The 11879-nt window shown below is 64.2% G+C and carries 14 protein-coding genes; 7 read left to right on the top strand and 7 right to left on the bottom strand.

Features of this window, described 5'->3' with window-relative positions; translation table 11 throughout:
• The first annotated feature begins 41 nt into the window (after positions 1-41).
• Both JJE66_RS33405 and JJE66_RS33400 read left to right on the top strand, forming a co-directional pair.
• Positions 42-545 carry a hypothetical protein gene (locus JJE66_RS33405; protein WP_200520022.1) on the top strand — a complete coding sequence of 168 codons (504 nt, stop codon included), beginning with the start codon at positions 42-44 and terminating at the stop codon, positions 543-545.
• 106 nt (positions 546-651) lie between these two features.
• A complete protein-coding gene (locus JJE66_RS33400; protein WP_200520021.1) occupies positions 652-1005 on the top strand; it encodes a cupin domain-containing protein in 354 nt (117 codons plus the stop codon).
• A gap of 25 nt (positions 1006-1030) precedes the next feature.
• Here the strand turns inward: JJE66_RS33400 and JJE66_RS33395 are convergent, their stop codons facing one another.
• Positions 1031-1543, bottom strand: coding sequence for a hypothetical protein (locus JJE66_RS33395; protein WP_200520020.1), 513 nt, complete (start codon positions 1541-1543; stop codon positions 1031-1033).
• A 120-nt stretch (positions 1544-1663) separates the two neighbouring features.
• On the bottom strand, positions 1664-2815 hold the full coding sequence (locus JJE66_RS33390; protein WP_200520019.1) for a zinc-binding dehydrogenase: 1152 nt from the start codon (positions 2813-2815) through the stop codon (positions 1664-1666).
• 280 nt (positions 2816-3095) lie between these two features.
• Between JJE66_RS33390 and JJE66_RS33385 the strand changes: the two genes are divergently transcribed.
• Positions 3096-3290 carry a hypothetical protein gene (locus tag JJE66_RS33385; protein ID WP_200520189.1) on the top strand — a complete coding sequence of 65 codons (195 nt, stop codon included), beginning with the start codon at positions 3096-3098 and terminating at the stop codon, positions 3288-3290.
• Here JJE66_RS33385 and JJE66_RS33380 read toward each other — a convergent pair.
• Positions 3287-4180, bottom strand: coding sequence for a Crp/Fnr family transcriptional regulator (locus tag JJE66_RS33380; RefSeq protein WP_200520018.1), 894 nt, complete (start codon positions 4178-4180; stop codon positions 3287-3289). The two genes, JJE66_RS33385 and JJE66_RS33380, sit on opposite strands and share 4 nt — an antisense overlap.
• A gap of 284 nt (positions 4181-4464) precedes the next feature.
• Here JJE66_RS33380 and JJE66_RS33375 point away from each other — a divergent pair, with 284 nt between their 5' ends.
• The 4 genes from JJE66_RS33375 (at position 4465) to JJE66_RS33360 (ending at position 7751) form a co-directional block, all read left to right on the top strand.
• The gene (locus JJE66_RS33375; RefSeq protein WP_200520180.1) at positions 4465-4842 is read left to right on the top strand and encodes a response regulator; all 378 of its coding nucleotides are present in this window, start codon (positions 4465-4467) and stop codon (positions 4840-4842) included.
• Between the two features lie 106 nt (positions 4843-4948).
• Positions 4949-6115 carry an MFS transporter gene (locus JJE66_RS33370; protein WP_200520017.1) on the top strand — a complete coding sequence of 389 codons (1167 nt, stop codon included), beginning with the start codon at positions 4949-4951 and terminating at the stop codon, positions 6113-6115.
• A gap of 69 nt (positions 6116-6184) precedes the next feature.
• Complete coding sequence (locus JJE66_RS33365; RefSeq protein WP_200520016.1) at positions 6185-6796, top strand: PilZ domain-containing protein; 612 nt, start codon at positions 6185-6187, stop codon at positions 6794-6796.
• Between the two features lie 328 nt (positions 6797-7124).
• Positions 7125-7751 (top strand): transglutaminase-like cysteine peptidase, encoded by a 627-nt coding sequence (locus JJE66_RS33360; RefSeq protein WP_200520015.1) that lies wholly within the window; start codon positions 7125-7127, stop codon positions 7749-7751.
• A gap of 143 nt (positions 7752-7894) precedes the next feature.
• Here the strand turns inward: JJE66_RS33360 and JJE66_RS33355 are convergent, their stop codons facing one another.
• Genes JJE66_RS33355 through JJE66_RS33340 form a run of 4 tightly spaced genes read right to left on the bottom strand, consistent with a single transcriptional unit; the run spans position 7895 to position 11839 of the window.
• Positions 7895-9235 carry an amidohydrolase family protein gene (locus JJE66_RS33355; protein ID WP_200520014.1) on the bottom strand — a complete coding sequence of 447 codons (1341 nt, stop codon included), beginning with the start codon at positions 9233-9235 and terminating at the stop codon, positions 7895-7897.
• A 25-nt stretch (positions 9236-9260) separates the two neighbouring features.
• Entirely contained in the window at positions 9261-9824 is a 564-nt protein-coding gene (locus JJE66_RS33350) for an HdeD family acid-resistance protein (protein ID WP_200520013.1), read from the bottom strand.
• A 15-nt stretch (positions 9825-9839) separates the two neighbouring features.
• Positions 9840-10163 (bottom strand): hypothetical protein, encoded by a 324-nt coding sequence (locus tag JJE66_RS33345; RefSeq protein ID WP_200520012.1) that lies wholly within the window; start codon positions 10161-10163, stop codon positions 9840-9842.
• Positions 10164-10198: 35 nt separating this feature from the next.
• Complete coding sequence (locus JJE66_RS33340; RefSeq protein ID WP_246756745.1) at positions 10199-11839, bottom strand: MFS transporter; 1641 nt, start codon at positions 11837-11839, stop codon at positions 10199-10201.
• Positions 11840-11879 lie beyond the last annotated feature (40 nt).

Here is an 11879-nt window from a genome sequence, read left to right as displayed (position 1 = left end):
CCCTTAACCTTGACGAGACCTGCCAATCCAGGATCGACCGCGTGACCTCATCCGTCGAACGCCAGTGTGGCGACTGCACGCTCTGCTGCAAGGTGATGGCCATCGAGACACTGGCAAAGCCGGCAAGTTTGTGGTGCCCGCATTGCAGCCCCGGTCACGGCTGCGCGATCTATGCCGGGCGACCGGATGAATGCGCGAGTTTTAGCTGCCTTTGGCTCGTGAACGATCTTCTCGACCAACGATGGAAGCCGAGCCGGTCAAAGCTTGTCCTGACCACCTCGGAGGATGGCCTCGAGATCCGATGCGACCCTGGCTTTCCCAATGCCTGGCGCAAGGAGCCCTACGCCACCGAGATCCGCGCCTGGGCCGAGGAAGGCGAGCGCAACGACATGACGGTGGTCGTGACCGTCGGCCAGCGCATGATCCTCGTCACGCCGGATCGCGAATTCGATCTCGGGATCGTCGGACCGAATGAGCGCATCGTGCGGGAGCTGGAAGGCACGAAAGTGGTGGGGGCGACGGTGGTGAAGGCGAGCGAGATATGACGCTCTCCAACACTTGCCAGTCCCAAACCCTTGCCAGCCAACCCTTGCCGGTCCAGCGGCTCGATCCCAAATCGTTTCTCGACCGGATCAAGCGACGGGGATGAACATGAGCGACAAGATATCGTTGGCCGACAAGCTGTCGACTTTCCACGACCATTGGTCGCCGCGCACGATCACGACCTTCAACGATTGCGACGTGATGGTGGTGAAGGTGATGGGTGAATTCACCTGGCACAAGCACGAGGACACCGACGATTTCTTCCTGGTGCTGAAGGGCATTCTGGACATCGAGTTGCGCGACCGCACCGTGACGCTCGGACCGGGCGAACTCTATGTCGTGCCCAAAGGGTTCGAGCATCGGCCTGTGGCACGCGAGGAGGTTCATCTCCTGCTGATCGAGCCGACGGGCACGCCGAACACCGGCGACAAGGCCACAGCTGCGGCGCGCAAGCTGGCATAAAGGCGCGGTTCTAGTCCCTGCGGTTCTAATCCCTGGAGGTCACGAGCTTGCTGACACCCCCAGCCAGCCTTGCTCTCGTCCGCGCAACATAGTCTTTCGCCGCGCGGCTCAGGGCGCGGATGGCGCGCCAGGCTTCGGTTGCCTCCAGCCACGCCCTCATCTCGGTGAACTTCCCGTAACCCCACGCGAACGCCGGAATCCGCATCAGCTTGTCACGCGTGAGATGGAACAGGCGTTCGACCAGCACCAGCTTGAGCAGCTCGCAGCCGACAAACGCCGCCACACCGCTCAGGAACTGACCGGTCGCGACGAGGTATGCGGCCACCGGCTTGATCGGCTCCAGAATGATCACGGGCACGGAGAACAGCGCCAGCGAAGGGTAAGGCGGCAGCGATTTGATCCAGGCGCGCAACCACTTGAATTCGAAATGCCGCGCAAGCCAATGGGAGATTGGCATCGCCACGGCCATGAACACCGCATCGACCAGGAAGTAGATGGCAGCCAGGATGTAGGTGACGGGTTTCAGGATGCGCTTCACAACTGTTCTCCCGCACAGTGAAAGCGGGAACCCCGGCCTAAGTTTCACCTTCGTGCGGGTATCTCGGGGATTATTGATGGAACTTTTAAGGCGGACGGCGCCATGCCTGCCTTCGTCCTGTCACTCCACCAGCTCCGGCCACGGCACGATCGTCGACTTCACCGTCTTCATCGCGACGGCATCCTTCACCGCCTGTGCGACGCCGGCCTCCGTGAACGGATAGATCGTCTGCATCTTCAGCCAAGGATATTTGTTGCGCGTTCGGTAAAGCATGTCGACGCCGAGCGGCAGATCATTCGCGGTAAAGCCCCAGGAGCCGAGCAAATTGAGGTCCTTGGTGCAGATGCGATGCCATGACGTCTCGATCGAGCCGGCATCAGTGAACTGGCCCATCTCGACATAGGTGCCGCCGTCACGCAGCATCTCGATGCCTTCGGGGCCGGCTGAGGGGTGGCCCGAACAATCCATCACCAGGTCGGCGCCAAAATGGCCTACGATCTCGCGGACGCGTGCGATGCGGTCTTGCGGCGATGTGAGCTCCTCGATGTTCACGGTGGCTTCGGCGCCGAACGCGCGGGCGAGCTTGAGGCGCGGCTCCTCCGGCGCGCCGACGCAGATCACGCGCCCTGCTCCCATCTCCTTTGCAGCGGCGACCGCCAGAATGCCGATCGGGCCGGAGCCCTGGATCACCACCGCGTCGCCCCAACTGAAGCCGCCAGCGCGGCTCGCGCGGTTGAAGGCGCGAATGCACGAGGTCAGCGGCTCCGACAGCGCGCCGAGCCGCAGCGACATGTCGTCGGGCAGCTTGTAGATCTTGGTGCCCGGCAGCATGTCGAGATCGACATAGACATATTCGGCCCAGCCGCCCCACATATGCGGCGCCTTGTCGAAGCCGAGATAGCGGCCGTAATAGACCGGCGTCAGGCACTTGTTGGCAGTCTGCGGATAATGGATGCAGTAATAGCAGCGCCCACACGGCATCAGCGGCGGAATCATCACCTTCGATCCGACGTGAAGCGGCTTGCTCATGAAGTCTTCGGTGAACGCGTCGCCGCATTCGACGATGACACCGCCGAGCTCGTGCCCGAGCGTGAACGGCCAGGGCAGCGGTTTCGGCCAATGACCTTTCAGGATATGCAGATCGGTGCCGCAGACGCCGCACGCGCCGATCTTGATCAGGGCAGCCTTGCTGCCGACCTTGGGCCACGGCACGGTGCGAATGACGGGGTCAGTGCCCGGCCCGGCGTGCGTGCAGACGCGGATTGATTCCATGGTGTGTCCTCGATGCCCGTCTTATGTTGATGGTGCGGGCTGAGGGGAAACGTATGTGAGGGGCGCGGTGATGCCAAGCGCTGCGGGAATTCGTAGGGTGGGTTAGACAGCGTAACCCACCATTCCTCCGAGGAACGAAAAAAGAGGTGGGTTACGCTGTCGCTAACTAACCCACCCTACGAAGCCACTGCGACCAGCCGGATTGTGTCGGCCACCGAACTGACGAACCCATAGGTCATTCGCTATGATCCGGGGCTCAGGCGCGTAGTGTCCGATTATCATGCAGCGGAAGCGATCCAGACCGCATTCGTTCGAAAGCCAGATAGCCGCCGAAAGGGCGCGCCTGGAAGCACGGGCTGCCGCCCTCCAGCACAGTCCCGAGAAGGATGCGCTGCTGAAGAAGATCAGGCAGCTCGAGACCGCCGCTCACATCAACGAATGGCTGACGTCGCCCGGCCTCAAATCGCCAAGCTAGGTGAGCGTTGCTTCCTGCTCGACCAGCGTCTTGTAGCACTCGCAGGACAGCCGCTCGAGCGCGGGCCGATCGAGGATCGTGATGACGCCCCGGGTATAGGCGATGACGCCCTTGTCCTGGATCTTGCGGGCGACCTCCGTGACCGACGTTCGGCGCACGCCGAGCATCTCCGCCAGCAACTCGTGCGTCAATGTCAGGGTATCGCCTGCTGCGCGGTCGGCCGATTGCAGGAGCCACCGGCAAAAACGTTCCTCGATCGGGTGCAGCGCATTGCATGCGGCGGTGACGCGCGCCTGCGTCAGCATCACCTCGTTGTAGCGTATGCAGACGTCGCGAAGCGCAGCACTTGCCGCAACCGCGCGCCGGAACGACGTTGAGGGGATCCTGCTTGCGAACGCCGGCAATTGGGCCGTGGCGCGAACCAGCGACTTGTACAGACCGAGCCCCGCCATCGCACCAACCACGCCCTCGCGGCCCACGGTCGCGGTTTCGATGGCCTTGCCGTCACGCATCACGGCGAGCAACGAGAACATGCCGTTGTGCGGGAAGTAAACCTGGTCCACCTCGGCGCCGGCCTCGTGGACGACTTCACCCTGCGGTATCGACACCTGGGTCAAATGCCCGGCGAGCACGTCGAAATCCCTGCGCGGCAACGACGCAAGTAACTTGTTGTCCAGCGGACTGGTCGAAGGTGCGTGCAATTGCGGCTTTCCGGCCCGTCGGTCGGGTGGTGATACCGCAGGGGGATGGATGCGCGCTCCGAGGGGACGCTCCGCGGGAATGCCTGATACTAGGATCGGCGCGAGGCCCTTGTCGGTCCGGTAACTGCCTTCGGGGCGACCGAACAGGCTCGCTCGCAAGCCGGGAAATATAGCCTGTTTCGGCACCATTGTCTGGTTTATATGCTTGCTTGCCTCCCAATACGTCCGGTCCATGACATAAGCGGCAACGCTCCTAGTGTGCGGCATCTTGGGTCATCACGCCTGACACGGATGCCAAATTCCCTACAAATTCCAGCCTTTTGCCAGATTGACCCGGAACGAAGCTCCTGATTGTATGTTCGCCCAGTGTCATCGCCTATGTCCGGTACAAGACGTAGGAAGTGGATGAAGCGCACCTGCGCCAGGATGCAGGTCTCAAAGCGCAAATCAGCAAAATCGCAGCGAGGTCACTGATGCAGCCCCAAGCACGTGGCCGGCCCGTCGTGCTCGTTGTCGAGGACGAGCCGCTGCTTCGGCAGGCGGCCGTCCTGACGATTGAAGACGCAGGATTCGACGCCCTGGAAGCAGGCACCGGGTCGGAGGCCATTTCAATACTCGAAAAGCGAAGTGACACCTGGGTCGTGTTCACCGACGTCCAAATTCCCGGTTCGATCGACGGCCTTCAACTCGCCCATCTGATCCGCGTGCGTTGGCCGCCCATCAAGATCATTGCAACGTCCGGCCAGCTCAGGTTGCGTGAGGACGACCTCCCGGTGGGTGGACGATATCTGCACAAGCCTTACAGCGTCTTCGACCTCGTCCACATTCTGAAGGGGTGGATTGGCCAGTAGCACACGTCGATCATGCTGCTGCGCAGGGAGGGAGCGCGGTCGAAGCCCGTTGACACAATCGGTCCAGCCTCGCACGCTCGCCGGCGGCGGCTGGGGAGATGGGGTGTTGCGCAATCGCTGGGCCATTCTTGCGATCCTGTTCGTCGTTCGCCTCACCATTGCGTTCCAGTTCCAGAGCGTGGCCGCGGTCGCGCCGCTCCTGGAGAAGACGTTCGGCGTTGGGCTCGCCGATATCGGCCTCCTGATCGGGCTCTATTTCACCCCGGGTATCGTGCTGGCGCTGCCCGGCGGCGCGATCGGCCGGAGGTTTGGCGACAAGCCGACGACGATCGCGGCCCTGCTGCTGATGACGGCCGGCAGCCTCGTCATGGCGACCACTGACATCTGGGGCTTGCAGATGGCCGGACGGCTCGCCTCCGGCGCTGGCGGCGTGCTGCTGACGGTGCAGCTCACCAAGATGGGCGCCGACTGGTTCGCCGGAAAGGAGATCGCAACCGCCATGGCGATCTTCGTCAGCTCCTGGCCAACGGGCGTGGCGATCTCGCTGCTGGTGCTGCCGGCGATCGGCATCGCCCATGGCGCCGGCACGGTATTCCTGGCGGCGGCTGCGCTGACGGTGGTCGGCATCGTGCTGATCGCTCTCTATCAGCCGCCCACGACAGCCATCGCGACGGCGGCCGCCTCGGCGCGGCTCGATCCCCTCGCGCTGTTGGCAGTGGTCGTCGCAGGCCTGATCTGGGGCCTCTTTAATGTCGGCTTCGCCATGATCTTCTCGTTCGGCCCCTCGCTCCTGGCCGAGCGCGGCTGGAGCATCGCGGCGGCAGGCTCCGCGATCAGCCTCGTGCTGTGGCTGTCGGTGATCTCGGTGCCGGCGGGCGGCCTCATCGCCGACCGGACCGGGCGGCCGCTGACACTCGCGGTTGCGGCGAGCCTTGCGGTCGCATTGCTGCTGGCGTGGCTGCCGCGGTCCGACGCGGTGATCCCGATCCTCGTCCTGATCGGCCTGGTCAGCGGCCATCCGGCCGGGCCGATCATGAGTCTGCCGGCCCGCGTGCTCGCCCCGGCGACGCGGGCGATCGGGATGGGCATGTTCTACACCCTCTTCTATGCCGCGATGATGCTGGGTCCGGCTATCGCAGGCCGGCTGGCCAAATCGGCCGGAACGGCCGCGGTCGCGCTCGATCTCGGTGCGCTGGCCGTGCTCGCCTGCCCGCCGCTGATGTGGCTTTTTGAACGCATTGCGTCGGTCCGTCATCGCCGCGCCAGATCATAACGCGGCATTAACCCTGTGCACCTTAGGGTCGTCCCGGACTCCGCCCGGGCGGGGGGTCGGGTAGTGAAAATGGCGTTGGCGAACAAAAAATTTCTTCCGGCCGCCGAGGAACGTCGGCGCTTCCAGCGGGTGAAGGTGCACCTGCTCGGCCGCTACATGCTGCCTGACCGCCGTGAATTCCCCTGCCAGGTGATCAACATGTCGCCCGGCGGGCTCGCACTGCTGGCGCCCGGCATCGGCAATGTCGGCGACCGCGTGGTCGCCTATCTCGACCATATCGGCCGGGTCGAGGGCAAGATCACCCGGATCATCGACAACGGCTTCGCCATGACGGTCGGCGCGACGCCGCGCAAGCGCGACAAGCTCGCGGCTCAGCTGACCTGGCTCGCCAACCGCGACATCCTCAATCTGCCGGAGGACCGCCGCCACGACCGTATCGTGCCGCGCAACCCGATCGCGGTGCTGACGCTCGAAGACGGCACCAAGATGACCTGCCGCATCATCGACCTCTCGCTGTCGGGTGCCGCTATTGCCGCGGAGAACCGGCCGCCGCTGAAATCGACGGTTCTGCTCGGCCGGGTGCAGGGCCGCGTGGTCCGAAACATCGAGGACGGCTTCGCGCTGGAGTTCTTGCACTCGCAGCCGATCGAGACTCTCGAAGAGAGCGTTACCGCGCGGTAAAGCGCGACCACGCTAAAACCCCTGCTTTTCCAGCCTCAAAGGCGGCCTCCGCAATGCGGACGCGACCTTTTCACGCGTGGTGGCGGCCTCGGGCGGGTTAACGCGCGGCCGGTTCGCAGGCAAAACAGCGGCTCCGCCAGCGTTTCCGCGTTAATCGCTAAAATTTGAATCAATTACAGTATTCTCGAATTTTACTTGAATTCTACTCAAGTATAAATCGAATTAGCCGCACGTTTTACTTGTATTCGTCTCGACTTGACTTGGCCGACTTAGCGGCAACTCAAAAGCTCCGTGCGAAATGTGGTCCCAACAAGAAACGGGGGCCGCAATGTTGGACTTCAGGGGACAGGGGAAGGGATTGGCGCTTGCCGCCATGCTCTTCGGGATCAGCGCGACAGCGCAGGCCGGTGAAAGCCGTCTGCTCTACGCAAGCCTCGGCGACACCACGCGTGCGCCGATCGGCTGGGTCGAGTTTTGTGCAGAGAATACCGCTCAGTGTCAGAGCGGGCCGACGCAGCCGCGCGACATCGTGATGTCGCAGACCGCGTGGCGCGACCTGACCAAGGTCAATCGCTGGGTCAACGAGACCATCAAGCCTTTGACCGACCAGGACCACTGGGGCGTGATCGAGAAATGGTCGCTGCCGACCGACGGTTACGGCGACTGTGAAGACTACGTGCTGTTGAAGCGCAAGATGCTGATGGATGCCGGATGGCCGCGCGAGGCCCTGCTCATCACCGTCGTGCGCGACAAGAAGAATGAAGGACACGCGGTGCTGACGGTGAAGACCGACAAGGGCGAGTTCGTTCTCGACAATCAGAACGAGAACGTCGTTGCCTGGACGGAGACCGGCTACCGCTTCGTCAAGCGCCAGTCGCAGAGCGATCCCAACGTCTGGGTCTCGCTGGGCGATACCAAGCCGGCAGTGTCCACCGCCAGCGCCCGAGATCAGTAGTCAACAAGGAGTTACGCGACCCGGTCACATCCCCACCCCTCCCCGTCCCAGACCGGTTCGCGCGCGGCCAGCCATCCCCCAATGGCTGGCCGCAACTTTTTGGGTGACTTGCATTCGCGAGGCGCAATCGACGTGCGCTCTTGTCAGCGCGCCAAGGCGTTCTTGTAGACCTTGCCGTCCTTCATGATCACCACGAAATTCTTCGCGGGATCCTCGACGAGAGCGATGTTGTCGAGCGGATTGCCGTCGACCAGGAGGAGATCGGCGAACGCGCCCTCTTCAACCACACCGAGCTTGCCCGGATAAGGATTGCGCGGACCCGACAGGCCCAGGAGTTCGGCATTGGTCGACGTCGCCATGATCAACGCTTCGGCCGGCGTGTACCAGCGCGTCAGCGCGGCCAGCATCGAGCCCTGCTTTTCCGCGAGCGCCTTCGAGAACAGGATGTCGGTGCCGAAGGCGGTCTTGAGGTGATATTTTTTCGCGAGCGCATAGACGCGATCGGTGCCGGCGACCACCTGCCGCATCTTGTCCAGCTCCGCCGGCCCGAGCGCGGCGGCGCCGGAGAGATCCAGGAACGGCTGCGTGCTGAGCCAGATTCTCTTCTCCGCCATCAATTTTGCGCTGGCCTCGTCCATGAGGTGACCGTGCTCGATGCACCTGACGCCGGCTGCAATCGAGCGTTGGATCGCCACCGGTGTATAGGCGTGCGTGGCAACGTAGGTGCCCCAATTGTCGGCGGCCTCGACGGCGGCGCGCAGCTCAGGCTCGGTGAAGGTGGAGACATCCAACGGGCTGAAGGGCGAGGCCACGCCTCCGCCCGCGGTGAGCTTGACCTGCGAGGCGCCCTGCATCAGCTGCTCGCGTGCGCGGACGCGAACCTCGTCGGGGCTGTCGGCGACCATGCTGCCGCCGATCCGCTCCATGCGGCTCAGCATGCCGCCGATGGTTCGCGGCAAATCGGAAAGCTGGCGGAAGTCACCATGCCCGCCGGTGATGGTGATCATGGCGCCCGACGGATAGATGCGCGGACCGGCGACGAGGTCCTCGTCGATGGCCTGCTTGAGGCCGAAGCTCGGCCCGCCCATGTCGCGCACGGTGGTAAAGCCGCGCATCAGCGTCGCGGTCGCTTCGCTCGCGGCGAGCAGATTGTTGTAGCCGATATCGCCCGCAAGGGCTGCCATCGGCGTCGGCCGCACCAGCATTGCGTGCCAGTGCGCATCGATCAGTCCCGGCATCAACACGCGGCCGTCGCCGTCGATCACCTGGCCGGTGGCCGCGAGGCCCGCGGTCGAGATCTTCTCGATCTTTCCATTCCTGACGAAGACATGGGACGCAGCTGAGAGCGTCCCGTTCTTTCCGTCGAAGATCTTGACGTTGCGGAACAGGACAGCGGAGTCCTGCTGGCCCGGCGCAGGCGACGCGCCGCAGACGATCGCTGCAAGCAAGACGGCGAGCCCGCCCCGGATCCTCAAACCCCACATGTCCGCTCTCCGTGCCGGTGCTCCGTTACGCTGTCGCGGCCACGGGCCGCCAGGCCAAGGTCAGCCAGCCGATCCCGTGCGACAACAGATCGATGCCGAGCAGCAGTCCCAGCACCCAGAGCCCGGTCATCGGAAAACCGGTGAGGATGATGAGACCGGCGAGCACGCCGAACAGCCCGGATGCCAGCATGATCCATCCGCCCTGCTCCCGGCGGCCAATGCCGATCAGCATCCGCACCACGCCGGAGACGAGAAGCGCCAAGCCAAGTGCATAGGTCAGCAGCAGCGCGCCGGTCAGCGGCTGGCTGACGAGAACGACGCCGAAGGCGATGTAGAGAATGCCGAGCACCACCTGCCAGACGAAACCGCCCCAGCCCTTGGTCCAGAACGCGTGGAATATCTCGAAGGCGCCGGCGGCGATCGCCATCCAGCCGATGAACAGTGCGCTGATCACGGTGAAGAACGCAAGGTCGCCCAGCACCATCAGCCCCGTGAACACCATGAAGAGACCGAGCAGGACGCACACCCAGCGGGGCGGTTGCGGCAGGCCGGTTGCGCCCATCGGCGCGCTGTGATCGTACGTCGTCATGTCATCCTCCCTCGGTTAACGCCAACGCCAGCCGCAATGGCGGCGGCCACGATGCCACCAGCACACCCAGCGCCGGCGCCGACGATGCACCGGCGGGCGCGGGCGATGCGGCGGACGATGAGGTGGACGATGGGCTGGTGCCGGTAACGGACGGACTGTTTGCGCATAGGTGCGATCGGCGCCTTCGCCTCTGCTCGGAGCCGGCTGATCGGCCGGCGTGACCTCCGGCAAGGCGGTGGCATCCTGCGGCCACAGGCTTGCGCCTGCGCTCGCGAGGATCACGCCTCCCAACATCATCCGCAGCGCGTCGCGGCGATCCATCTCGCTCACTGATCTCATTTGCGGTTCTCCTTCGAGGGCCCCCGCCGTTCTCTTCAGGTCTTTGCAATGGATTCATCGCCGGGAATCTCGCCCGGCAGGTAATTCGGCAGCCGTCCCGCCGGGATGATCGCGATCAGCGCGAGGCCTGCCATGATCAGAAGCCCGATCTTCAGCGCACGCAACCGCGCCTCGGTGTTCACCCGCACGGCTTCCGCGACCTGCTCCGGTGTTCCGCGAGTGCGTTCCAGCACGGTACGTAGGCGGTCGTTGCTGACGAAGGTGATATTGCCGAGATCGACCTGGGCCTGAAGCTCCGGCGTCAGCACCGGGCTCGCCGTGATCTTGCCGAGCGCAATCGTGCTGAGCAGGCCGACCAGCAGCGCGCCTGCCACCGCCGTCCCGAGCGCTGCGGCGAGGTTTTGCGTGGTGCCGCGCAAGGAGCCGACATCGCCGGCGAGTGCCTTCGGCGATGCCGTCACCAGCACGTTGAACAGCAAGGTCACCAGCGAGCCCTGGCCGATCCCGAACAGGACCAGCCCGAACAGCACGGGGACCTCGCTCCAGTCGTTGCGCACGACGAAGGCAAGCCAGACCAGCGCGATGGTGCAGAGCGCAAAACCGTAGCGGCCGATCTGCCGCGGCGTCAGCCGCTCGTAGAAATTGACGATCAGCATCGCCGAGAAGAACACCGTGAGATTGAACGGCATCATCGCGACCGCGGTCGCGATCGGCGAACGTCCCTGCACGATCTGGATGTAGAGCGGAACAGTGAAATTCAGCGCAGCCTCCAGCGCCACCACTGCGAACAGCGCAAAGACCGCGCAGCGCTCCTCCGGGGAGTCGATCACTTCGAGTGCCAACAACGGCGTCTTGCCGGCGCTTTGCCGCCGGTACGTCCACGTCAGGAAGCCCTGGCCCAGCACGATGCCGCCGACGATCATGATCGGCGCGGGCGAGAGGCCGAGCAGATCGAACGGCGCATTGGCGGTCGCAACCGCAAGGCCCCAGCCGTTCAGATTGTTGAAGCCGAAGCTGATGAGGATGATCGCGCTTGCGGCCAGCGCCACGCCGACGAGGTCGATCTGCACATCGGGCCTGCCGCGATCTGGCTTCAGCCGGAAGCTCATGAGGAAGACGACGGCCGATGCGGCAATCAGGATGCCGAACGCCGGCCGCCAGCCGATGTAGGTGCCGAGCACGCCACCGATCACGAAGGCGAGCACGCCGGCGGCCGCGCGCGCCGAACCGAGCGCGCCAAGCGCGGTTGCCTGCTGGCGGCCGGCATAGTTCTCGGCAATCAGCGCGACGAGCGAGGGCACGATCACCGAACCCGACGCGCCGCAGAGCGCCTGCGCCGAGATCATCACCGTCGCCGTCGGGCTGAACGTCATCATGAGCTGCGAAATGAAGAAGAGAACGACGGCGCCGCGGAACACCTGCAACGCGCCAAAACGCTGAGCCAGCTTGGCGCCGAGCATCACGAAGCCGGCCACCAGCATCGAATAGGCCACGATCCCGGTCGCGACCGTGGTCGGCGCGACGCCGAAACTCGAGACCATGCCGCCCATCGCGACCGGGAGCGAGGCCACGTTGAACGACATGATCATCTGGCCGAGCGCGATCGAAATCATGGGGATCCACGACGCGCGCTCTTCCCGGTGAATGCCGCCGATCGAGATTGTCTGCGTGGCCATGGCGTCCTCCCGGTTGATCGGCGTTGCGATCGGTCGAGCC

Origin of the sequence: Bradyrhizobium diazoefficiens (assembly GCF_016612535.1) — a bacterium.
In the GTDB taxonomy this organism is placed as follows: Bacteria; Pseudomonadota; Alphaproteobacteria; order Rhizobiales; family Xanthobacteraceae; genus Bradyrhizobium; species Bradyrhizobium diazoefficiens_C.
This window is presented reverse-complemented; position numbering and strand designations above follow the sequence as displayed.